The 23,616-nt window shown below is 52.2% G+C and carries 27 protein-coding genes; 26 read left to right on the top strand and 1 reads right to left on the bottom strand.

Annotated elements, in window-relative coordinates:
• The 14 genes from FHW74_RS01725 to FHW74_RS01660 all read left to right on the top strand — a co-directional run bounded on the left by FHW74_RS01725 (position 1) and on the right by FHW74_RS01660 (position 9,548).
• Entirely contained in the window at positions 1-1,350 is a 1,350-nt protein-coding gene (locus FHW74_RS01725) for an anti-CBASS protein Acb1 family protein (protein WP_183168863.1), read from the top strand.
• On the top strand, positions 1,310-2,236 hold the full coding sequence (locus FHW74_RS01720; protein ID WP_183168862.1) for a phage minor head protein: 927 nt from the start codon (positions 1,310-1,312) through the stop codon (positions 2,234-2,236). The genes FHW74_RS01725 and FHW74_RS01720 overlap by 41 nt, the downstream gene beginning before the upstream one ends.
• Before the next feature lie 2 nt (positions 2,237-2,238).
• Positions 2,239-3,504, top strand: coding sequence for a hypothetical protein (locus FHW74_RS01715; protein ID WP_183168861.1), 1,266 nt, complete (start codon positions 2,239-2,241; stop codon positions 3,502-3,504).
• 12 nt (positions 3,505-3,516) lie between these two features.
• Entirely contained in the window at positions 3,517-3,966 is a 450-nt protein-coding gene (locus FHW74_RS01710; protein WP_183168859.1) for a hypothetical protein, read from the top strand.
• A 17-nt stretch (positions 3,967-3,983) separates the two neighbouring features.
• Positions 3,984-5,060, top strand: coding sequence for a major capsid protein (locus tag FHW74_RS01705; RefSeq protein WP_183168858.1), 1,077 nt, complete (start codon positions 3,984-3,986; stop codon positions 5,058-5,060).
• Positions 5,061-5,069: 9 nt separating this feature from the next.
• The gene (locus FHW74_RS01700) at positions 5,070-5,363 is read left to right on the top strand and encodes a hypothetical protein (protein ID WP_016245425.1); all 294 of its coding nucleotides are present in this window, start codon (positions 5,070-5,072) and stop codon (positions 5,361-5,363) included.
• A 62-nt stretch (positions 5,364-5,425) separates the two neighbouring features.
• Complete coding sequence (locus FHW74_RS01695; RefSeq protein WP_183168857.1) at positions 5,426-5,827, top strand: hypothetical protein; 402 nt, start codon at positions 5,426-5,428, stop codon at positions 5,825-5,827.
• Positions 5,827-6,000 carry a 50S ribosomal protein L13 gene (locus FHW74_RS01690; RefSeq protein ID WP_183168856.1) on the top strand — a complete coding sequence of 58 codons (174 nt, stop codon included), beginning with the start codon at positions 5,827-5,829 and terminating at the stop codon, positions 5,998-6,000. Before FHW74_RS01695 ends, FHW74_RS01690 begins: the two co-directional genes overlap by 1 nt.
• Complete coding sequence (locus tag FHW74_RS01685; protein ID WP_183168855.1) at positions 6,000-6,350, top strand: hypothetical protein; 351 nt, start codon at positions 6,000-6,002, stop codon at positions 6,348-6,350. Before FHW74_RS01690 ends, FHW74_RS01685 begins: the two co-directional genes overlap by 1 nt.
• A 1-nt stretch (position 6,351) precedes the next feature.
• Entirely contained in the window at positions 6,352-6,720 is a 369-nt protein-coding gene (locus tag FHW74_RS01680) for an HK97 gp10 family phage protein (RefSeq protein WP_183168854.1), read from the top strand.
• Positions 6,717-7,100, top strand: coding sequence for a hypothetical protein (locus tag FHW74_RS01675; RefSeq protein WP_002462736.1), 384 nt, complete (start codon positions 6,717-6,719; stop codon positions 7,098-7,100). Before FHW74_RS01680 ends, FHW74_RS01675 begins: the two co-directional genes overlap by 4 nt.
• 57 nt (positions 7,101-7,157) lie before the next feature.
• Positions 7,158-7,901, top strand: coding sequence for a phage tail tube protein (locus FHW74_RS01670; RefSeq protein WP_183168853.1), 744 nt, complete (start codon positions 7,158-7,160; stop codon positions 7,899-7,901).
• 60 nt (positions 7,902-7,961) lie between these two features.
• Positions 7,962-8,648, top strand: coding sequence for a DUF6246 family protein (locus FHW74_RS01665; RefSeq protein WP_183168852.1), 687 nt, complete (start codon positions 7,962-7,964; stop codon positions 8,646-8,648).
• Positions 8,649-8,717: 69 nt separating this feature from the next.
• A complete protein-coding gene (locus tag FHW74_RS01660) occupies positions 8,718-9,548 on the top strand; it encodes a hypothetical protein (RefSeq protein ID WP_183168851.1) in 831 nt (276 codons plus the stop codon).
• A 20-nt stretch (positions 9,549-9,568) separates the two neighbouring features.
• Here FHW74_RS01660 and FHW74_RS01655 read toward each other — a convergent pair whose 3' ends face one another.
• The gene (locus FHW74_RS01655) at positions 9,569-9,865 is read right to left on the bottom strand and encodes an Arc family DNA-binding protein (protein ID WP_183168850.1); all 297 of its coding nucleotides are present in this window, start codon (positions 9,863-9,865) and stop codon (positions 9,569-9,571) included.
• Positions 9,866-9,981: 116 nt separating this feature from the next.
• Here FHW74_RS01655 and FHW74_RS01650 point away from each other — a divergent pair, with 116 nt between their 5' ends.
• From FHW74_RS01650 to FHW74_RS01595, 12 genes are all read left to right on the top strand, one after another.
• Positions 9,982-10,146 carry an Arc family DNA-binding protein gene (locus FHW74_RS01650; RefSeq protein ID WP_183168849.1) on the top strand — a complete coding sequence of 55 codons (165 nt, stop codon included), beginning with the start codon at positions 9,982-9,984 and terminating at the stop codon, positions 10,144-10,146.
• 73 nt (positions 10,147-10,219) lie between these two features.
• Positions 10,220-10,846: a P22AR C-terminal domain-containing protein gene (locus FHW74_RS01645; RefSeq protein ID WP_183169424.1), complete on the top strand. Its 627-nt coding sequence runs from the start codon at positions 10,220-10,222 to the stop codon at positions 10,844-10,846.
• Positions 10,847-10,926: 80 nt separating this feature from the next.
• Positions 10,927-11,631, top strand: a complete 705-nt coding sequence (locus FHW74_RS01640; RefSeq protein ID WP_183168848.1) for a Rha family transcriptional regulator — start codon at positions 10,927-10,929, stop codon at positions 11,629-11,631.
• A 68-nt stretch (positions 11,632-11,699) separates the two neighbouring features.
• Entirely contained in the window at positions 11,700-15,152 is a 3,453-nt protein-coding gene (locus tag FHW74_RS01635; protein WP_183168847.1) for a tape measure protein, read from the top strand.
• A complete protein-coding gene (locus FHW74_RS01630) occupies positions 15,152-15,631 on the top strand; it encodes a hypothetical protein (RefSeq protein WP_183168846.1) in 480 nt (159 codons plus the stop codon). The genes FHW74_RS01635 and FHW74_RS01630 overlap by 1 nt, the downstream gene beginning before the upstream one ends.
• Complete coding sequence (locus FHW74_RS01625; RefSeq protein WP_183168845.1) at positions 15,618-16,088, top strand: DUF1833 family protein; 471 nt, start codon at positions 15,618-15,620, stop codon at positions 16,086-16,088. Before FHW74_RS01630 ends, FHW74_RS01625 begins: the two co-directional genes overlap by 14 nt.
• Positions 16,088-16,480 carry an NlpC/P60 family protein gene (locus tag FHW74_RS01620; RefSeq protein WP_183168844.1) on the top strand — a complete coding sequence of 131 codons (393 nt, stop codon included), beginning with the start codon at positions 16,088-16,090 and terminating at the stop codon, positions 16,478-16,480. The genes FHW74_RS01625 and FHW74_RS01620 overlap by 1 nt, the downstream gene beginning before the upstream one ends.
• Positions 16,467-18,956 (top strand): host specificity factor TipJ family phage tail protein, encoded by a 2,490-nt coding sequence (locus FHW74_RS01615; protein ID WP_183168843.1) that lies wholly within the window; start codon positions 16,467-16,469, stop codon positions 18,954-18,956. The genes FHW74_RS01620 and FHW74_RS01615 overlap by 14 nt, the downstream gene beginning before the upstream one ends.
• A 67-nt stretch (positions 18,957-19,023) precedes the next feature.
• Positions 19,024-21,627 carry a tail fiber domain-containing protein gene (locus FHW74_RS01610; RefSeq protein WP_183168842.1) on the top strand — a complete coding sequence of 868 codons (2,604 nt, stop codon included), beginning with the start codon at positions 19,024-19,026 and terminating at the stop codon, positions 21,625-21,627.
• A 99-nt stretch (positions 21,628-21,726) separates the two neighbouring features.
• Positions 21,727-22,050: a hypothetical protein gene (locus FHW74_RS01605; RefSeq protein ID WP_183168841.1), complete on the top strand. Its 324-nt coding sequence runs from the start codon at positions 21,727-21,729 to the stop codon at positions 22,048-22,050.
• A gap of 139 nt (positions 22,051-22,189) precedes the next feature.
• A complete protein-coding gene (locus tag FHW74_RS01600; protein ID WP_183169423.1) occupies positions 22,190-22,465 on the top strand; it encodes a YcgL domain-containing protein in 276 nt (91 codons plus the stop codon).
• A 75-nt stretch (positions 22,466-22,540) separates the two neighbouring features.
• On the top strand, positions 22,541-23,614 hold the full coding sequence (locus FHW74_RS01595; RefSeq protein ID WP_183168840.1) for a lytic transglycosylase domain-containing protein: 1,074 nt from the start codon (positions 22,541-22,543) through the stop codon (positions 23,612-23,614).
• The last annotated feature ends 2 nt before the right edge of the window (positions 23,615-23,616 follow it).

Here is a 23,616-nt window from a genome sequence, read left to right as displayed (position 1 = left end):
ATGACTGACCAATTAACTCTAGCCGTCAACCATGCGTTGAACGATGCGCGGATGGCGCGCGCCCGTATGGGGCTGATGGCACCAACGATGGGGCTGGACAATAAGCGCCATTCCGCATGGTGCGAGTATGGCTTCCCTGAGCAGGTAACCTACGAAAACCTCTATGCCCTGTACCGGCGCGGTGGCATAGCACACGGCGCAGTAGAGAAGCTGGTGGGCAAGTGCTGGCAGACGAACCCGGAAATCATCGAGGGTGATGATGCCGACGAGAGCGAAAACGAAACCGCCTGGGAAAACAAGTCAAAGCAGGTATTCAACAACCGGTTCTGGCGCTCATTTGCCGAGGCGGATCGTCGTCGCCTTGTCGGTCGTTATGCAGGCATCCTTCTGCACGTCCGCGATGAAAAAGACTGGAACCTTCCGGTTACCAAAGGGCGAGGTCTTCAGAAAATATCCGTGGCGTGGGCCGGATCGCTCACGGTGAGCGAGTGGGACACTGGCCTGAACTCGAATACGTACGGCCAACCGAAGATGTGGCAGTACGCTGAACGGTTGCCGAATGGTTCAAGTCGCCGCGTCAATATCCACCCCGATCGCGTTTTCATCCTTGGTGATTATTCTGACGATGCCATTGGGTTCCTTGAACCAGCTTATAACGCCTTTGTGAGCCTGGAGAAAGTAGAGGGTGGTTCAGGCGAATCATTCCTGAAGAACGCCGCTCGCCAATTAGCACTTAGTTTCGACAAGGAAATCAACTTTGCCAGTCTGGCATCAATGTACAACGTCAGTGTTGACGAGTTGCAGGACAGATTCAACGACGCTGCCCGTGAGATGAATCGCGGAAATGATGTGCTGCTTTCTCTCCAGGGGGCCAGCGTAACCTCCCTCGTTTCTCCGGTTTCTGACCCGTCTCCAACCTATGACGTTAACCTGCAAACAGCCGCTGCCGGGGTGGACATCCCGACGCGGATTCTGGTTGGTAACCAGCAGGCTGAGCGGTCCAGCACCGAAGACCAGAAATACTTTAATGCTCGTTGTCAGTCGCGCCGCATAGACCTCGCTTTCGAGATAGAGGACTTCTGCGACAAGCTTATTGACCTGCAAATCATCGACCCCGTCAGCCAGAAAGTAGTTATCTGGGATGACCTGAATGAACAGACCGGTACTGAGAAGCTCACTAATGCCAAGACTATGGGTGAGATTAACCAGACCATGCAGGGCAGCGGCGATGAACCCGCGTTCACCCGTGAAGAGATTCGCACGGCTGCGGGCTATGACAATGATGACGAAGAGCCGTTAGGAGAAGAGGATGGCGACGAAGAAGACGAAGCCACCGATTCTGCCGCGTAACTATCAGGATCCGACTGGGGCCGATGCGCTGGAACGCCGGGCAATGAAAGACTTCGCCAGGCGGATGAATAAGATTGGCAAAGCGTACAAATCAGCACTCAACAAAATACCTTCCTCCCTCGCAGTAAACGCCAGATACGAATACCAGATAAACCCAACGCTACTCTCCATCATCCTAAACGATGCCAGTTACCTGGTGGATCAGGTACTGATGGGGGGTAACGAGTACGACCTTTGGTTCTACGAGTACATCGATCTGGCATCAGAGAAAGGTACTGGTCAGTCATTCTACAACCTCAGCCAGCAGTCTCCTGTGTATGCCGCCGGGCGGGAGTCTCTGGCCTCCATCCTCGCAAGTGACCCGTACCAGCAACGAATGGCGCTGGTTCACGCTCGCGTATTTGAGGAGATGAAAGGGCTCAGTGCTGAGGTGAAGCGCGATATGGCGAGGGTGCTGACGGATGGTGTCGGGCGCGGGCTTAACCCGCTGGAAATCTCCAGGAACCTTACCGAGCAGACCGGCATTGAGAAGCGCAGGGCTAACCGGATAGCGCGGACTGAAGTGACCACCGCGCTGCGCCGGGCTAAGTGGGATGAAGACCAGGAGGCGAATGACCTTTACGGGCTAAAAACCCTTCTGGTTCATATCTCGGCGCTGTCACCGACAACCCGACATACCCACGCAGTGCGCCACGCCCACCTCTACACCAATGAAGAGGTCCGTGACTGGTACAGCAAAGATGGCAACTCCATCAACTGCAAATGCAGCCAGCAGTCGGTGCTGGTGGATGCGGACGGTAATCCGGAATACCCGGACACCATCACGAAACTCAAACAGGAATATAAATCGATGCAGGCGCGCGCTTACGCCTGGGCGGAGAAATAGCTATGCCTATGCAGGTCAACATCACCACGAAGGTGAACAGCCAGTCTATCCGGCGCGAAACATACAACGGGCGTGAGCATCTGGTGTTGCCGAGCTACACGCTGCCGGCGAACGTCGTCATGAATGGCGGCTTGTACACGCAAGAACAAATCGACGCCCACTATAAGGGGCTGGAAGGCACCCTGGCGCCGCTGGGCCACCCTCAGGTTAACGGTCAGTTCGTGTCTGCTTTCTCGCCAGAGGGGATTAACGCAGGCCATATCGGCGCGTGGAACCGCAACGTTAAGAAGTCCGGCAATCGCATTTACCTCGAAAAGTGGGTTGATGTGGCCCGCGCCAGTGAGTCGGAAGGTGGTAAAGAACTGCTTGAGCGAGTCGCTGCTATTGAGCGCGGTGAAGATGTTCCGCCGATTCATACCAGCGTCGCCGCATTCCTTGACCAACTCGAGCCCAACGAGCAGCAGCGTGCAACAGGCGCGGAGTGGGTTGCCGACATCCACGGCATGGACCACGACGCAATCCTGCTGCATGAAGTCGGAGCGGCCACCCCTGAGCAAGGTGTTGGCCTGATGGTCAATGCCGATCTTGCCCAGCCTCTTAAGGCCAACTCTGGCGCACTGGTGGGCGAATCCTACCGGGAGCGCGAGCAGCGTCTCGATCGCGCAGCCAAAGCGAAGTTTGCGGCGGGCGCGGATGAATACGCATGGGTTGCTGACTTCACTGACTCGCAAGCTGTAATCATCCGCAACGGCGGCACCGCTGAGGTGTTTGGCTACAAGTATGAGGGCGGCGTTATCACCTTCGACGATACCGGCACCGCAGTAGCGCGCCAGGAGTCGTGGGTGGCCGTCGTCGCCAACAAATTTAAAGCTCTATTCACACCGCAGGAACAGCCTGCACCAAACCACAAAACGGAGGGCGACATGCCTTTAACCAAAGAAGAACTGGAACAAATCGGCAGCATGATCGGCCAGGCTGTTGCGACCAATACTGAAGCGGCTATTAAGCCTCTCGCGGAAAAGGTTGATGCGCTGCAGGCCAATCAGAAGCAACTCGCGGAAACCCTGACCGCGAACTCCCGTGCCGAAGAGAAAGCAAAGCGCGAAGCGGTTGCGAAGGTCCATGGCGATATCGTCGCGAACGCTCTGTCAGGCGAAGCTCTGGACGCGATGTTCAAGTCGCTGGGCGAAGCTGCTCCGCTGGGCACCAACAATGCACAGCAGCACAAAGAAACCGGCGCACCTGCCGCTGACGAACACTTCAAGTAAGGAGCCGGAATAATGCCACGTTATCGTCGCGTTAATATCGACGGTCAGTCTCTGTACAAGACCGAAACCCGCACAACGGCCGCCGCGTTGCTTCCTGGCACCGCCGCAACCATCAACTCATCCGATAAATTCGCTCAGGCCACCGAGCTAACCGGCCGCCTGTATATCATCGATGTCGGTTATCACCAGGGTCTGACTATCACCGAATCAATCCCTGCCGGTGATTCGGCTGTCGGCAACTACGTCGAAGAAGGCCGCGAGCTGGCGCTGCGTTGCCTGCCTGGTGCGTATAAGAAAGACAGCCCGATCAAACTGGGCACAGCTGGTCAGTTCACCCTTGCCACCTCCGACACTGATTCAGTGATCGGCTACAGCCAGGATGAATACACCATCGCAGCCAGCACTACCGACTTCATTCGCGTGCGCATGCGCGTTGGCACTGTCGCCGCAGCTGGCGCGTAACAAAAGGACAAACAGATATGTACTTCTCTAAAGAGACGCTGGCGACTAACTCCCGCCTCGGCGGGCACTGGAGCGAGCTGTGGGCAAACCGTAACATGTGGAACCTGCAGAACGATTCCATCATCGCGGCTAACCGCGCAATCATGACGCCTGACATGCTGGCTTGTAACGCTGTTGGCGGTTTCTCCCGTGACTTCTGGGCTGAGATTGACAACCAGGTGCTGCAACTGCGCGATCAGGAAGTAGGCATGGAAATCGTGAACGACCTTATCGGCGTTCAGACGGTGCTGCCGGTCGGTAAAACCGCCAAGCTGTATAACGTGGTTGGCGACATCGCCGACGACGTGTCAGTAAGCATCGATGGTCAGGCACCGTTCTCCTTCGACCACACTGACTACGCTAGCGATGGCGACCCGATTCCAGTGTTCACTGCTGGTTACGGTGTTAACTGGCGTCATGCTGCTGGCCTGAACTCTGTGGGCATCGATCTGGTGCTGGACTCTCAGATGGCGAAGATGCGCAAGTTCAACCAGAAGCGCGTCAACTACTACCTGAACGGCGATTCAAAAATTCAGGTTCAGTCCTATCCGGCGCAGGGCATCAAAAACCACCGTCACACCAAGAAGATTAACCTTGGGTCTGGTGCTGGTGGCGCGAACATCGACCTGACCACCGCTGACATGACCGCGCTCTTTGCGTTCTTCGGTAAAGGCGCATTCGGCACCACCGCACGCACTAACAAAGTCGCCGCATACGATGTGATGTGGGTTTCTCCAGAAATTTGGGCAAACCTGGCTCAGCCGTATGTGGTAAACGGCGTTGTAAGCGGCACTGTACTGCAGGCGGTTCTGCCGTTCGCACCGGTGAAAGAAATCCGTATGAGCTTCGCGCTGACCGGTAACGAGTTTATCGCGTACGTTCGTCGCCGTGACGTGATCTCTCCACTGGTGGGTATGGCTGTCGGTGTTGTTCCGCTGCCGCGTCCACTGCCAAACGTTAACTACAACTTCCAGATTATGTCTGCTGAAGGCCTGCAAATCACCGCAGACGATCAGGGCCTGTCTGGCGTTGTCTACGGCGCTGACCTGGCTTAAGGAAACAGCATGGCTAAATACGAAGTTGTGCGCCCGTGGTTCGGCGTAAAGGTGGGGCAGGTGGTGGAGTTGAAAGAACTTCACCCGGCGCTGAAGTCTAACGTCCGTCTCATGAATGGTGAGGCAGGCGGAGAACTTACACCGTCGACTCCTGATGCCGGTACCGGTGAGAAATCTCGCAAAGAGATTATTCAGGGCCGCCTTACTGAGCTGGGTATTGAGTTCAAAGGCAATTTGGGCGCTGAAAAGCTCAGTGAGCTGTTGCCTGATGGCGAGCTCGAAAAGCTTTTCCCTGCTGAATAACAGCCGCCGCTAAGGCGGTTTTTTTATGCCCCGCTCCGGCGGGGTATTTCACGGAGTCGATAATGGTAACTCTCGAACAGGCGAAGGAGTATCTGGATAGCCAGGGAATTACCATTCCCGATTTTGTTCTTCAGGCTCTCGTCGACCAGGCTAACAGCATTCAGGAATGTCTCGATGCGCATTATCCGGCGTCGACCGCGCTGCTGATTCAGCTCTATCTGCTGGCGCTTATGGGGCTCGGGCAGGGAGATAAGTACATTTCCAGCCAAACAGCGCCGAGCGGGGCGTCTCGCTCGTTCCGATACCACTCTTTCACCGATCGCTGGAAAGCATCAGTGAACCTGCTGCGCGGGCTGGATAAGTACGGCTGCGCCACCTCGATGATCCCTGCCGACCCTACCGCCGCTCCGGCATTCGCTGGTATCTGGATAGGAAAAGGCGGCTGCATGTGCGGGGATAAGTGATGACGTACAAATCAGTTAAGCACGGGCTGCCGCGCTCGTTCACCCGCGTCTGGGTGATGACCAACACCGGGCGGGAGACTACTGGCTACGTGAAATCGGACGGCGAGTGGCATATCAACTGCCCGCGCATCCGGGCGACTGGCGCGAAGGTGCTGCGCTGGAAGGAGGACTGATGTCGAGCATTGCTTCGTGGTCCTACACCGCCAAGGCCACCATCTGGCGGAAATTACCAGGTAAAGATGAGTATGGAGACCCGCTTGGCTACGCTGCGCCGGTAATCATCCTCTGCGATTACGAAGGCGGCCTTAGCAAGCGTATTGGTAGCCTGGGCGCTGAAATAGTCGTGAAGAACACCGTCTGGACTGAATTTACAGATGCCGGGTCTGGAGACTACCTCCTCATAGGGGAGTCTGATAATCCAGACCCGGTGGCGGCCGGAGCTGACGAGATTCGTCAGGTTATTCGCTATGCCGACACGTTTGAGCGTCTTGCGGATGACTGGGCATTGCTGACGGGGGTGTAGCGTGGGAGTAAAGGTCAGGGGTATTCGTCAGGTATCGAGAAACATTAATCGTGTCATAGATAACATTCAGCATAGAAAAGTCGCCAGGGCCATTTATTCCGCTCTCAATATCGGGGCGTTGCAGGCGGCAGCCTATACGCCAGTCGACACTTCATTTTTGATCAACAGTCAGTTCCGGGAGTTAGTTGTAAATGGCACTCGAATGACTGGCAGGGTTGGATACTCAGCAAATTACGCTGCCTATGTTCATGATCCGTCCATACCGCAAAACTTCAGGCTCGCAAGGGCGAAGAAAGAGTTCCTCACTAAGGGCTTTGAAGAAAAACAAGGCGAAATTGACGCCGCAGTAGCCCGGGAGCTTTCGCTATGACACCAATGATGTTCGAACGGGTGAGAAACCTCTTTGTAGAGGCAGGGCTAACGGTCGGCTTCGATATCCAGTTGCTGATGTACGAAGACCCGAATGACCTGACGAAAGCCGCTATGGTTTTTCGTCCTGGTGGAGGGACTCCGATCCGCAATGACCTTGGCGCTGAGCATTATGTGATGGTTGATGTGATAGGCGCAAAGGACAAACGCGGGGCCGCAACGAATGCGGTTCAGCGAATTGTCGATTACGTTCAGGCTAATCCCATCGCAGATGATTGCGTTGGCTTTATACAGAACATGGGCGGAGTTCCGCCGCCGGTTTTAACCGAAGAGGGGAGATTAGTCTTCCGACTTCAGTTTTCATGCAATTTTGGCGATTAGCCATATCCCCCAAATAACCCGCTCCGGCGGGTTTCTTTTTATCAAAGGAGTTTTGCTATGGCTAATTGCCCTAATAGCAATGAGCGTTTGTTTGGCGGCGCTGTAGTGCTCGAAGTGGCCGATGGCTGCCCTGATGTGCTGCCGTTAGAGTCGGACTGGATGGCTCTCGCTGCCGGTACTTCGAAAGGCTGGGATTTCTCCCCCAACACCGTTACCAGCGATGCCGATGATGGTGGCGGCTACGTTGAAAGCATCATCACTAACTCGGATTTCACCATTTCTTTCGAGGGTGAAGTGCGTAAGCGTGACAAGCTGGACCAGTACGGAATTGGTAAATTCATCAGTTATTTTGCTGCCGAACTGAAAGCCCGTCGTCAGCCAGGCATCTGGGTTCGCATGGAGTACGGTCCGGTAACTTTCATTGGCTACATGGTTGTTACCGCGCTGAGCTCTGATGGTGGAACAAATGACATCGTCACTTTTTCCACTGAATTCAAAGTGGGAGACGCTTCTACTATCCAGGTTATCGAAACCGACAGTGTGGCAGTAACTGGCCTGACTCTGACACCGACAACCAGCACTGGTGCAGCAGGCGGCACAAGCACTTTCACGGTTAACGTTCTGCCAGCAGATGCCAGCAACAAAGACTTTACCGTAGCAACCACGGACGCGACTAAAGCCACTGCAACCGTATCGGGAAACACAGTGACCGTTAACCGTGTTGCAACAGGTACCGCGCAAATCATCGTGGCTACTGAAGACGGCAATAAAGTGGCAACACATACCGTTACGATCACCTGACGGTTATTACAAAGGGTGGCTGAGGCTGCCCTTGATAATAACCGCTAAACGGAATTTCCCATGATCCCACTGAAAGAGATTGGTGAATGCCTTATCACCATCGGAGACGATGAATACTTCTTCCGCCCGTCGTTTATCAACATGACCCGCATCGGGGAGCCCAGGGAGATTGTGCAGGCGTTCTATGATCTGCACCACGATGAAGTGTCTGGCGTCTTGCAGTCGGCGCTTGAGGCGTACGGGTTTATCCCTGCCTGGCTTATCCAGCACATCAAATCGACAAGCTACGGGCGCAAGGCGATGATGGCAGCCATGACGGTCCTGGAGGCGTGCTGTGACCGGGACGTGACGCCATTAATCGGTGAGATACGACCGGCCAAAGCATCAGGTAAGGCGTTCAAAATGCGTCGCGGCGCAATGGATGAGTTCGATATGCTGGCGATCGCACAGTCCCTGATCACGCACGGTATCATCGGTAAAGCTAAAGTGCGTCGGCTTCAGCGGCATGAGAGTAACGAATCAACATCGGAGTTCAACGCCTTCGAGTACATCAGCGCCGCGCGCAACCACTTTAGCATGAGCCGGGAAGAGGCGGAGAAGCTCACCATGACCGAGTTCACACAGATTCTGGCAGCCAAATACCCGGACCAGAAAGGATTCACAAAAGAAGAATACGAAGCCGTTACTGACGATTACCTTGCCCGCAAGGCGCGACGCCTGGCAAAAGAAAAACAGACCGCCCAGTAAAAGCCTTTGCGTTGCGTTGCAGGGAACCCGTGATAGGATTGAGCAATAATTTTTGATGGGGATAGGGATATGACTGAGTTCGAAAAAGAACGGCTTTATGAAACTGCGGTGAATTTTATATTTGCTTCAGGAAAGTTCGATGATGACTATCTTAAAAAAGCATTGCAAATAGGCGATGATGATTATCAGGAACTCCTTTCGAAGCTGAAAATCAATGGGGCCATAACAGAAAAGGACGCCGCTGGAAATTACTACCCAGATAAGAAATACATTCATAGCGAGTACCTTCTTAAGAAAGAGTTGATTCAGGATGGCGAAAAGGACCAAGAAAATGCAAAAAAGAAGGCAGGAAAAAAAATAGACATTGCATTCTTATGCGTGGCAGCTATCAGCTTCGTTATTATTTGCTATTACTCATCAAGAGAGATTATCTCGCTAGCTATCACAGTCCCAACTTTTATATTCGGTTTCTGGCTGGTTGATAAGGCAGGTGGCGGGGCTAAAATTGCTACCATTCTTACGGTTTGTGTATGTGTTGGGCTTTTATTCTGGGTTGATTCTCAAACTCCAATATTCGGAGAGCGTTATTCTTTAAGAATGGAGCGTGAGGCGATTTCTGAACGAGCAAGAAAAGAAGAAATTTACAATGAAAAACAGCGAGTTTTGAAAACAATGGCCGCTAAAGACTCAGTTAAATCAAGCTTAAAAGATGCCTCATCTGCTCAATTCTCAGGTGATTTTCAAGGCAAGAACGATTCTGTTTGTGGTTATGTAAACGCCAAAAACAGCTTTGGAGCTTACGCTGGGAAAACAAGATATGTATCTGCAAATGGTGTCTCATCAATAGATGACGGAAGCGAGGGTTTTGCATCCAGATGGAATGATGCGTGCAGTAAATAACGTAATTATCAAACCCACCATCAGGTGGGTTTTTTGTTGGATGCATCGTTTGGGAAGTTTTTTTGAATGACCCTTTCAAGAGTATTTATCTTGGAATTGAGTTCCTTGATCCATTCTTGCATCTTCTCTGGAGACTGAATTTCTTCAGTTGTCGGGCTTCTCAGTTCATCAATATGAGGTGGAGTTACGTACTCTTCTAGAATTCTTACGATTTCAGAGTTGAGAGATCGTCCGTTTCTTTTTGCTATTTCCTGAAGCTTTTCCTTTAGCTCTGTTGGCATCCTGACGCCGTATGGGGCGATGTCTCTTACTTTCATATCAAATACCGTGAATATAAACCTTCTACACAATGTAAGCACAAAGCGTTTGACAATCTATGCTCACGATGTAAGATTTGTGTAGTCATTACACGATGAAGAGGAAATGAATCACGATGGAAAAGGTTAGAGATATCCCGCCAACAGGTATCAGATTTCCCGAATGGCTTAAGCAAGCATTAAAGGCGTCGGCTAGTAAGGAGTGCCGCTCCTTGAACGGGGAAGTGATTAAGCGATTGGAGAAAAGTTTGCGTGAAGAAGGTTTACTAAATGGTCATTAAAAACGACGAAGCCCCAACTACTTGCAATAGTCAGGGCCTCTTATCGAACAAATCCAGCATAGGAAATATCGACATGAATATTGTAGCAAAATCAGATCTGAACTTCCAAGGTAAAGCGATTGTTCCTGTCGCTGGCATGAGCGGAATTTGGCTTTCTTCTGCTGAAATTGCAAATGCTCTCCAGTACAAAAGCGCTAAGTCAGTAACCAACCTTTTTAACCAGAATGCAGACGAATTTACCAGCGGAATGACTCAGGTCATCGAATCAGTGACCTCAGGAAACTACCGCAAAAAGGTTCGCGTTTTCTCACTTCGCGGTGCTCACCTGATCGCAATGTTCGCCCGCACTGATGTAGCCAAAGAATTTCGCCGCTGGGTGCTGGACATCCTCGATCGCGAAGTGATGCATTCGCCGATTGCAAAGCAGTTCACTGATGAAGAAATTGTTGGCCTCTGCTACATGCAGTTATGGATGGAGAAAAGCCAGAAGGTATGCAAGAAACTCTACCCGGCGCTGAAACAAATTAATTCAGAAATGAGCGGGGATATCTTCGACATCGCAAACGAAACCCGTTACATGACGGAACGGAACAAGGAACTTCTCATGCGGGAATCGAAAAATCTGGACCAAAAGAATTCTATCGTAAGACGCGCCCAGCCAATGCTGGCGAAGTTGCGGGGAGAGGAATGGATTCATTGATCGCGCACAGGATGGCGCAAAGAAAAACCGCCAGTGTCAGCTGGCGGGTCATCGAAGTCTAACAACGTGTAGGAACGTATATGACTAAATTAACTGTAGCAAATCGCAGTGCTGTTGTCACGAAGATGTCAAGCCGTGAAATCGCGACTTTGACCGGGAAGCGCCACGATCACGTAATGGCTGACTGTCGTAAGATGTTCGAATCGCTCAATCTTCAATCTCCCGATTTTTCGGGAGATTACAAAGACAGTCGCGGTCGAACTTATCAGGAGTACTGGCTCGATCAGGATTTGACCATGACCTTGATGATGGGCTACAGCATCCCGCTTCGCCACAAGGTGGCAAAGCGTTGGCGTCAACTTGAAACGGGTGAGGTTCTGCCTCAAAAAAGCTCTTCATACCTGCCCGAGTATCGCCGTGCCCGCGCCATTAAGATGGAGGTGGAGGCAATGACCCTGGCACTGTCATACATGCCTAAGCTGAGTGACGTAGCCAGGCAGACCGCTATGGCCCGTGCAGTAAACGATGCGGCGGGGATTGAATTACTTCCCCTCCCTGAAGTTGAAGAGCATCTTCACACTGCTGGAGCTATTGCCGAAATGCTTGGCGTTACGGCTCAAAAGATTGGCCGTATTTCTAACAAGCATAATCTCAAAACTGAGCAATACGGAAAGTACGTTTGGGATAAAGCTAAACACTCGAATAAGCAGGTAGAAGCGTTTCGTTATAACGCAGAAGGTATCAAGGCACTTCGACACCTGATTCACGGCGCTGAAGTTGCTTAACAATCACGAAAATCGTGACACTTACAAACCTCGCTCCGGCGGGGTTTTTTATTGCCCGGAGATAAACAATGGCTGGCTCAGTTAGCGCTGGAAGCATCACCTATGAAGTAGATATTGATACTGCTCGCCTTATCCAGGGGCGGCGTGAAGTCGATGCCGCTCTTAATGGTATGAACGGCGGAATGGGTCGTCTGGAGGCCAGCGTTAACCGCACTGAGCGATCAATCGCCAACATGGATCGCTCCATGTCCAACCTAAGCGGCGTGGCGCGTGGGCTTATGGCCGCACTATCAGTACAGCAGGTTGCGAACTATGCGGATGCATGGACAACCCTGAATAACAAGCTGGCTAACGCCGTGCGGCCACAGGAGCAACTCGTTGATGTTACGTCTCGCGTATTTGAAATTACGCAGCAGACACGCAGCAGTCTCGATGCAACGGCAACACTATATGCCCGCCTGGAGCGCGGCACTCGTGAGTACAACACTTCAGCGGAAGATCTGGCTAAGCTTACGACCATCATTAACCAGGGCTTTGTGGTTTCTGGTGCCACAGCGCAAGAAGCAGAAAACGCGATTATCCAATTATCTCAGGGCATCGCCTCTGGCGCCCTGCGCGGTGAGGAATTTAACTCAGTAGCAGAACAGGGCAGCCGGTTGATGGTGGCGCTGGCTGATTCTCTTGGGGTCGGTATTGGTCAGCTTCGAGCCATGGCCGCTGAAGGCAAACTGACGACTGACGTAGTGGTAAATGGCCTTCTTTCACAGGGCGATGCGATCGGTAAAGAGTTTGCGAATACGGTCACCACAATCAGCCAGGCAATGCAGGTCGCTGGTAACAACATCACTAAATTCTTTGGCGAGAACGCTACAGTAAAATCCTTTGTCTCTGCATTTAACGATTCCATTGTTAGCGTAAGCGAAAATATGGATGCGCTGGCGGGAGTAATAACTATTGCTGCCGCCGTTCTGGGTGCTAGGTTTACAGGAGCGCTCGCAATAGCGACCGCAGAGAAAATTAAATCTGCCGCCGCAGCCAGACAACTGGCACTGGCTGACAACCAGTCGGCATCGTCCGCTGCTTTACAGGCCGCCGCCACACTGCGTAGCGCCGAAGTGGCAAAGGTCAGAGCGCTTGAGGAAGTAAGGCTGGCGCAGATGATGAAGGCTACGGCCTTTAGCGCCGCCAGCTTGACCGCTGCGGAGGAGGCTTTATCTGCTGCCCGAGTAGCTGCCGCCACAACGGTTGGTCAATACAATGCCGCACTTGCAGCAAACGCTGTTGCACAAGATGCCGCCGCCGCCGCAGCAACAAGAGCATCACTATCCGGCGGTATTTTACGCCGCGCTCTATCACTTGTAGGTGGCGCGCAAGGTGCTGCGATGCTGGCTGGAGCTGCCATTTATTATTTTTATCAGCGCGCCCAAGAGGCTCGGGATGAGGCCAATAAACTGGCCGATAGCGTCAATGAACTTGGTGCTAAATTCCAGAGCATGTCGCATGTCGAGCTGGCGGCTACGCTGGGGAAATTGAGCAGCAACTTGCCAGAGCTAAGCGATGCTGTTTCTGATGCGCAAAAAGCTTTCGACAAAGCCACAGCATCAGTCCAATTCCATCAAAGGGAAATTGAGAAATACGGCACAAATACCACAAGGGGGCGTCAGGCTGCGGAGGCGCTCGGTGGAGCACAAGATCGACTGGCAATAGCTACAGGGAATCTTGACGAGGCGAGTCGCAGATACAGCCAGACGTTAAGCGCTATCAATATTGGAAGGGCAATGCTTAGCGGTGAGTTCCGGCAGGGCATTGATCTTTTACGCCGAGACGGACAAGAGGCTGGTATTGCTGCCGGGATGATGAAGCAGCTTGGTGAGATGACTAACTTCGCCGCTAAGGCTAAGCAAAACTTCAACTCATCCAGCCTTAAAGTCGAGCGACCGAAAAATATCCAGGAATACCTCGACAAGCAACTTGAACAAATTGAGCTACAAAGCGAGTTCAACGACAAGAAGCGCGCCCAATTAAAGGCCGAGCAGGAACTCAGAGCTCTTGGCGGCACCGATGCAGATATTAACCTTGCGCGCGAGCGCGCTGGCGTTGAGTTCGACGCAGAGCAGGCCATTGCTAAACGAAGGAAAGAACAGCAGCAGGCAGAGCAGCAGAGCAAGCGATCTGCCACTGCAGCCGAATCAGACGCTCAGAAGGTTCAGAAGCTGAAAGAAGCATCCGAACTAGCTGCTGAATCCACCGAGCAGCTAAGTAGATCCAAGGCCATCCTCAATGCGCAAAACTCCCTTAGCAAAAATGCCAGTCCTGAGCTTATTAAGCAGGCAGGAGAGCATGCAGCTAAGGCTTGGGATACGGCGAACGCCATTAAAGCTCAGGCGGCGGCTGAGAAGCTACTCCCCGAAGCGCGGGAGAATACAAGTTATCAGGAGGATGTGCGCGATCTGGATACTGCTTTATCGGCTAAGAAAATTAGCCAGGAGCAGTACAACGAAACTATTGAACGACTCGAAGCGCAGCATCAATCAAACCTGGCAAAGATACGAGCTGATCAGGCGGTTTCGCCTCAGATGGATGCAGCAGGAACGGTTGACCCCATCCAGCAACTGGCTAACGAGCACACGCGAAAGCTTGAGCTCATCAAGCAGTTCGAAGCCAATAAAACCATTACTGAGGAACAGGCTATCGCATTGCGCAATGCTGCAAATACGCAGTATGAAAAACAGCGCGTTGAGGCGGGGTGGGAGATATACCGGAACCAAAGCCTGGCAAACGAGGCTGCTGCGGCCGCCTTTGATGGTTTCGCCAACAGCGCCAGTAATGCTCTAACCGGCATAATAACTGGCAGCATGGATGCGTCTGAGGCGCTTCGCTCTATTGGGAATACCGTGCTCAACGAAGTGATCAACACATTCGTTCAGATGGGTATTCAGCAGGCAAAATCCGCAATCATGGGCGGCGCCATCCAGGAGGGCGCTATCGCGTCCGTTACTGCTGCGCAAGTTGGCTCCCTTGCCACCACGACAGCAGCCAGCACAGCATCAGCAGCTACCACTACGGCAGCATGGACCCCAGCGGCACTGGTAGCCTCTATCGGTTCGTTTGGCGGCGCTGCGGCTATTGGCCTAGGCGCTCTGGTGGCCGCTCTTGCGGTAGGAAAGGGGTTGTCTGGGAAGCGCAAAAATGGCGGACCGGTATCTGCCGGGAGCATGTACCAGGTTGGTGAAGGGGGAATGCCTGAAATCTACCGGGCCAGCACGGGAAAGCAATACATGATCCCCGGCGATAACGGCAGCGTCATCAGCAATAAGGAGATTACTGGTGGTGGCGGGGTACAGTTCATCCTTAATGTGACCAACACCAACGGATCGCGCGTTGAAGCTGGAAACGCCTCTTATCAGGATGGCGCGATGATGGTGGATTTATTCATTGGTGACATGGAGACGGGAGGCCCAATGTCCTCAGCTATACAGTCTACTTTCGGGCTCAGCCGCAACGCTAACGGAGATTATTGATGGCAGACGTTAAATACCCGCCTTACCTGCCGCTCCCGCAGCGTGCCAACATGAACATGACGCAGGATACCAGCTTCCGGCAAAGCAACCCGGCAGTCGGTCCTGCGGTGTTCACGCCGATAACCACCGACCTGAAAACCACCTGGTCACTGACGTGGATTTTTACACTTCAGCAGGCCGAGCGGTTTAAGTCATGGTTGCGTCACCCTGATTACGGCAACAGGGGACAGGCGTGGTTTGATATCCCCATTGACCTTGGCGATAACCAGGGGGTGCAGGTTCAGGAGGTCCATTTCATTACGATGCCGGTACAGACCAGTAAAAACGGGCAAACCGTTACCTGGACGGCCAATATCATCTGTAACGGAATTAAGGACATCACTGAAACTTACGACGAGTGGATCATTAACGCGCCGCCGGATGCCGGGTACTGGTACGACTTACTTGTGACGGAGATTCTTCCAGATGCCAACTCTTAGGGAATGGAAAGAGCGCCGCCCGGCGTCAGACCTGAAACAGACAGTAGTTTTCAGTCACTCTTCTTTCGGAGTTGAGCGGCTGGTCAACAATCTGTTTCAGCCTGCCACTTTCGGCGGCGAACTGTATCAGCCGACCCGGTTCGATTTCACTGAGCCCGCGCAAGACGGGACCACAACGCTAAGCGCCACCATCACATTTGCAGCCTTGTCGCAGGACATCAAGCAGCGGCTGAAAGGCTGGCGCGGGGCGTCGCGAATGGAGCCAATTCTGTTTCGGTACGATATCTGGGAAAACATCGGCGATTCATCTCCGTTAAAAACCTACCAGTTGTACGTTCGTGATGTTTCAGCGGGTGCGGAGAACGTCACCCTGACCGTGGGTATGACCAATCCGCTCAGCGTGGCTAACCCCATCATTTACACCGTCAACGAGTATCCCGGCCTGAGTAATCTCTGATGACTAAAGAAGAATTTATCCGGAAGGTTAATGGCCTGCCGTGGGCTGATCGCGCCTGTAGTTTTGAGGCAGTGGATTGCTGGGGCCTTGTCGTTCTCTATTACCGCCACGTCCTGAGCGTGGAGGTTCACCAGACAACGGATTACGAAGCCGGCAAGAATTTCATCACCTGCTACGAAGGCGACCGGGTTTTCTGGCATCCTGGCGCGCGGAAAGATGGGCATATTGGCGTGTTTTATCGCGGGGGAGCACCTGATCACGTCGGCATCGTTATCGACGGCAATCAGATGCTGCATTCAAAGGGTGATGGCGGCAGTGTGCGGATCGACCCATTGCCGGTTTTAGAGCGAGCATTCACCAGGACGGAGTTTCTTCAGTATGGCAACGTTTGAAATACAGCGGCTTCCCGGCGCACCGAAGCAGCGCGGGCGATTGCAGCCCGGCCAGCGCATGGTTGACTGGCTGGATACCCAGAAGCTGCACAATAACCTTCAGTTGAAGCTCAACGGCAGGGTTCTTGATGATGATTTCGACCTTGGCTACCGATTCAGGCCTGGCGATTACCTGTCCGTGTTTGACCAGCCCATGAATATGGGCGGGATAAAGGACCTGGTTAAGCTGTCCGCTCCGTGGGAGGCAATCAACCCTATCCGGCTTACCAAAAAAGGGATGGCGGCCATCCAAAAAACAATGATGGGGGACATGAAGAAGACCCCGTCAATCGCAACCGGTGAATCGCCAAACAACGACCTGACAGGGCAGACGAATGTCGCCCGTCTTTATAAGGGGCGCCCGAACATTTACGGGCAGGTGCGCGCTTATCCTGACCTTATTCAGGAGGCTCTTTATGAATATCGCGACGATAACAAATTTATTACTGAGTGGTTTGAGGTTGGTTATGGGAAATACTCCATTTCATCCGTGCGATATTCAGAGTCGAATCTGGGAGCATTATCTGGTGCGAGTTACCGTATTTACCAGCCAGGCGAAACGATTGGAACCATTGACGTCGGATACCAGTTTGACGACATCGACAGTGAAGAAGTGCCTGGCCTTAATGAGTCAGATGACTACCCCGCGCAAACAGCCACGACCACATCGCCGGAATTAGTTTCATTGTCAGGCGGATTGCTAACGGTAAAAGTTGGTGCGAATGTCGATAACTTCTCGTTCTTTGCAGATTTGGGATTGCCACACCCTGTTAACTTCGTTATTAACGCGACGAAGTCTGGCACGCCGCAAAATGTTACCGGCACAGGAGACATTGTTAACTCCTACGATGAGTTTGACGCTAATGGCGACGTGTTCACCGCGTTTATAATAGGAAACATTGGCGGAGATGCTGCCTCACTTGGCCCTGGTGATGTCGTTAACCAGAACCTGATCACCATGACCGACAGTACACCTCTGGTCATTGGCCCATCCGTGTCGCCGATAGAGTCATCGCAATTATGGGTGCACGTTATGGTTCAGCTTGGGGCAACTTCGGGCACGGCCACGTATCGCATTAAATTCTGGAAGCTGGACGCCAACAGCAACCAGGTGCCCGGAAGCCTTGAGCAGTACGATTATTTTTTTGATAACGACTATGACGTAACGGCCCGTTACTTCAGAACGACGCACAAATTCACTCCTCACGCCGGGTCTGGAATATACGCAGTGACGATAGAGCGTCTGGACGACAGCAACGACGGAAACGTCGTAACGCTGATGGCAATTCACGCCGTAAACGTCCGCTACAACGTTGTCTATACTGACGACACGATCGTGACCGTAACGCTACGCGGCAGCAATGAGTCAAATGCCAACCGGGAGCAGAAATACAACATGCTGGCGCAGCGCAACACCATATCCTGGAGCCCGGCGACAGGTATTGATTACACGCTCAGGCCGTCACGCTCTTTCGCTGACGCTGTGCTGCATGAGTGGGTGATTGTCGCCAGGCAGGACCCTTCGCGGCTGGACCTGCACACACTCTATGCAATCGCCGGTTCGCTTCCCGATGCGCAACTCGGATATTTTGATTTCACTTTTTCCGATGCCAAACAGTCGTTAGGTGAGCGAATCCAGACTATCTGTAACGCTGCACGCGTGGATATCAACTGGATAGGGGATCTGCTGACCTTCTGGCGCGACGAGAAAGCGTCATACCCGGCGGCTGTGTTTGGCCGGAGCAACATGTTCTGGGACGAGTTTAAAATGGGGTACTCAATGAGTCTCCCTAACGGTTACGACGGCATTACGCTGGATTACACAAACCCGCAGACCAATGACAAAGAGTATATCTGGCTGGCGGTTAGTTCTGCGGGGGTTTCAGAGGTAACCGGCGCAACGCCTAATGCAATGACGATAAGTTTGTCAGGTTGTCGTAATGAGTTCCAGGCCCGGAATCGTGCATATCTTGAGGCTAACAGGCTGATTAACTCGCGGACCAGCATGACCGTTAAGGTGTTCGAAACCACTCAGGTTGTGCGCGGAGCGGTTGTGCAGTGCCCGGATATGTATGACAACGATCAGCAGACTGGTTACCTGAAAAGCCGGGCTGGTAATGTCTTTGAGACCTCAGAGCGCCTCAATTTCACGGGCGATATGTGGGTGGTGATGACGGACAGTCTGGGTAATTTCCATGGGCGGTACCGGGCATATCCGGTCGATGGAAATTCATCTGCATTTAGTGCAACGGCGGAGGCTTTCGACCTGAATATTTATGATGGCCGTACTGTGCAGACTCCTTCCCGATATTTTCTGGCTAACAGCAGCGACCTTAATTCAACGTTGTGGCGTGTCGAAACCTCAAAGCCAAACGGCGACGATACGCAGACGCTTTCATTAACTGAATATTCAGACGAAATATATCTGAACGATTAACACCTAATTTAAAACATTCCTGCTTCGGGTATATCCCGAGGCATGCTTATGCATATGCGAGACGATTATGGCCGATAAATATCTGAATATTCCGGTTCCAACTCCAACTAAAAAGCCAGTTCCCAGCCCTGATATTCGCGACCATGTCTTTGGCGGGGCGAAAATTGATGAATTTGTCACTTCTCTTCAGCGAGAATATGAAGACAGATTTGGCAAAAAACATTATACCATTGAAGGGCTGCGCTGGATTGCTCAACGCGCAATCGCCAACTTTGGTTATATCACTTTAAAAAGTTTTCAGGCTGGCGCTCCGCTACCTAATAACGAATTAACATTGCCAAATCAGGTACTACAGGACGAAACTGACGGAGAATATTACCGGTGGGACGGATCATTCCCCAAAGAGGTTCCATCTGGTTCAACTCCGGCATCCACAGGAGGGATAGGCATTGGCGCTTGGCTTAGCGTTGGCGATGCCTCATTGCGCTCCGATATGGCAAAGCCAGCCGGAACAAATTTAATAGGTGCAAAAAATGGCGAAACACTTTCCACAGTATTGGCTAACCGGTGGGTCAATTCGGGTGCAGACAGAAAAGAAATCCTTTTTGACTTACCTCTGATTTTTCCTGATTACGATGCAATTCTTGCCGCAAACCCAACGTGGACTTTTATCTACCCTGGCTCATTCACAATTGGTGATGATGACAAGATTTACATCCATTATGGCCCAAGTGATAACTCGTCAACCAAGCGGTTTGTCGTCGTGTACTCATCTTCAGGATCTTACTTGGGCTACCTACAGACTGACAGTGGTGGCACTGGTACTTTCAACTCTGCTGTGTCGGAGGGAATCATTGTCACCAGTTATTACGGTGGCCTGAAAATGTTCTTGGGCAGCTTCGACGGATTCCTGTTTGAGTACGACATTGCCTCTGTAGTTTACGGGTCATCCATCACCAAATCCGCGCAACATCAGGTTGGCCTCTATAACCAATTCTCATTCCTAAATGGTTTGTGGGCCGTCGAGCAGAATGCGCCATCGCTGGGGCAATATCGCCAGCGAAACGCCATTGCTTATTTCAATAGTGCCTTTGCCAACATCGGGCACACTCAGTTGAGCGTGTTCGACTCGGGCTATATCACCAGCACAACCACCCCATACGGCGAATTGATGACCAAACGGCAGGGGCTGTGTCTGGCACCTGGTGTCTTGCTTGGCTCTTTCGGTGGGGTATTCATTACTGGGACTACAACTGAAGCGCCAACGAATTACCAAGGCGTCAAGGCATTTTCCTGTGATGGAACAAAGATCCTGGAAACACTGGCGTCACCAACAAAATTTATTGCTGCACTGATCGCCAGCGGGAGAGGCTCAACCCGCATCGAAAACGAGGGAATTTGCTACCACAAAGGCCAGGTGTTCACTCTGTGGGTGGATACCGATAGGTCGCAAGCGTTTTCCGCTACTGGGGGGGTGCTAATCACCAAAGAATTCTCGATGACCCCGAACTTAGACCTTTCTGGCGCGGCAGTAGTACCACCTGGCTACAATCAGGAAAAAATGTCATCCGGAGTGTTTCCCAGGATTCTTGACGGTGCGGTTCTGAAAAATCCGATTACCGGTGCTGCAATGGCATCCATGTCTGATGTTATGGATTTTATGCAGTATTCAGGTCAGAAAAAGGTAGAGATTTACACTACTTCAACACCCCTGAATGATTTGAATGGCGTCTCCATTCCAATAGGGACAAAGGTTGTCATAACTACGCTGAATAATCTCACCTTTGATATCGAGACCACTTCGATTGACAGGGTGAAAACATATCGAGCATCGTTTAACAATCCAGGCTATACGGCAGATCTTGCTCTTGGGTGTGAAACAAGAATGATTAGATTAAACGGTTCCGATGACACTGGAACCGTCACGTTTAATCGAATTGTCGGCAGGACTAGAGGTAACACGGCTGAGGTTGATGCAAATCAGATACTCATTCTTGATCAACAGAATAACTCTTCGGCGCTTAGCGTTCTCACCATAGGTGGTGGGTCAGGATTATACCGCTCTGCATCCCTGATAAATTTCGCAACAAACCCAAGCATGACTGGGCTTGGTGGTACTACCAGGTGGAGGATGGATGAGACATCCCTCCGGCCATTTGCGGATAACGCATACAGTCTAGGTAATGGCAGTTTGCGACCTACTATCATCTATGCCGCTACCGGCACTATCAACACATCTGATGCCAGAGAGAAGACAGATCCGCTGCCAATCGATGACGCTGTGCTGGATGCGTGGGGGGACGTGCAGTTCATTACCTTCCAGTGGCTGGAAGCCATTAGGCAGAAGGGGGGGGAAGTGGCTCGCGAGCACTTCGGGGTTATTGCCCAGCATGTTCGTGATGCGTTCATCGCTCGCGGCTTGGATGGCACGCGCTATGGCTTGCTCTGCTATGACGAATGGGAAGATGTTTACGAGCCAGAATTAGCACTCCGTGAAAATCTGGATACAGGTGAACTGGAGGAGTACAGCACAGGCGAGATGACGCTGGTTATGTCGAAAGGAAATCGTTGGGGTATCCGGCCTGATCAGTGCCTGTTCTTGGAGGCCGCGTACCAGCGCCGCCGATGCGATCGCATTGAGGAAAGACTGGCCAGGCTGGAAGGAAATTAGAAATCCCAGCGCAGTGCATTAATAGGCGCGCCCGCATTGATCTCCAGACGGTTTAAAACTACTGTATACACATACAGTATAAATCGGAAGGAGGTCATCATGAGCGGTTTCCCATCCCCAGCCAAGGACTACGTTGAAACTCGGCTGTCTGTCGCATCGATATGCAATATCGACGCTAATTCTTTGGTCATAGAGACATCATCAGGCTATGCGGTTGTCGACAAGTCGGCGCGTCCAAAGAAGGGTGAGTACGTATTGATTAACTGGCTGGGCCGGAACTATTTCGCCAGGCCAGCAGGTAAATCGTTAATCACGGAAGATGGAGAGGCGATAGAGGGTGAGGCGCTCGACGAGGTTAACGTAATAGGCGTAGTGACGTGGCTGGTCAACCGAACGCGGGATGATGAAGCGCCGGTGATGTGACACAGTTGTGCCAGAAGAACGACACAAATGCGGTAAAGGATGCAAATATCTGCAAACGGATTTGGCGGTGGCTGGCTTGTGGCGCGGGTTTGATTGATGTTAGCTTATGCCAAAATTTGGCATGATAAAGAGTAAAAATATGTTTTGTGCTATCTATCGAAGTATCCGACGCGATCAAACTTATCTGTATGTAGAAAAAAAAGACGATTTTTCCCGCGTGCCGGAAGCGTTGATGCAAAGTTTCGGTCAACCGGTGTTGGCGATGTTATTTCCGCTTGATGGAAGAAAGAAATTAGCCTTTGCCGATCTGGAAAAGGTTAAAAAGGCATTAACCGAGCAGGGCTTTTATTTGCAAGTTCCGCCACCACCGGAAGATTTGTTAAAACAGCACCGTGAATTGCAAAGCAAAAAATAAGTTTCGCAATACGCGTCGATGATTTCCTGGCTACATTAAGCACGATAACCTGTGATCAATGAGCCGGGAAATCCTATGAAATCTGCCGCCAGTGCGTTAACGCTTTGTAGTTGTTTTTTCGCGGGTTATCTTTACGCCACCCCGCAACTGCCTGACCCCGCTCCGGCAACCTCAGCACCCGCCGCTGCCGCCCAGCAGGCACCGCAAACCACCCAGCCCGACGGCTTCCCGGAATTTGTCGAGAAACTCAAACGCGAGGCGCGCCAGCAGGGCATTCGCCAGTCCACGCTAAATGAGGCGTTCGCCACCATTCACTATGTCGACCATGTGGTGAAGTCCGATCAAAACCAGCCCGAGCAAAAAGTGCTGCTGGATGACTACCTTAATCGCGTGATCACCCCGGAAAAGGTCGCGCAAGCGCGTACCCAGATGCGCACCCATCAACAGATCCTGCGTCGCACAGAACAGCGCTATGGCGTCCAGCCGCAGTACCTGGTAGCGCTCTGGGCGCTGGAAAGCCGTTTCGGCACAGTGCAGGGGGACGAAGATATTTTTTCAGCCCTGGCGAGCCTGGCCTTTGAAGGCCGCCGTGAAGCTTTTTTTACTAAGGAGCTGATCGCGGCGTTGAAGATGGTCGATGAGGGCCATATCGACGCCAGCCAGATGAAAGGCTCCTGGGCGGGCGCGATGGGGCAAAACCAGTTTATGCCCAGCTCTTACTTGCGCTACGGCGCTGATGGCGACGGCGACGGCAGAATGGATATCTGGAACAACATCAACGATGTGTTCGCCTCCAGCGCCAACTATCTGGCGAGCGAAGGCTGGAAGCGCGGCGGGGAGTGGGGTCTGCAAGTCCAGTTGCCCGCTGATTTTGACAGCGCATTAGCCGGCACAAAAACCGCCCAGCGCAAAACTGTCGCCCAGTGGCAGGCGCTGGGTGTCACCTTCCCGCAGAACAGCCGCCAGCCCGCTGCGCAGCAAAATGCCTGGATCGTCATTCCTGACGATGGCCAGAACCGGGGATTTATGGCGTTACAAAATTTCCGCACGCTGATGACATGGAATCGTTCTTACTATTTTGCTATCAGTATTGGCATGATGGCCGACGCGATCATGCGCAATGACGATAACGCGCCGGCCCAACAATAATC

Origin of the sequence: Atlantibacter sp. RC6, assembly GCF_014193285.1 — a bacterium.
Taxonomy (GTDB): Bacteria; Pseudomonadota; Gammaproteobacteria; order Enterobacterales; family Enterobacteriaceae; genus Atlantibacter.
This window is presented reverse-complemented; position numbering and strand designations above follow the sequence as displayed.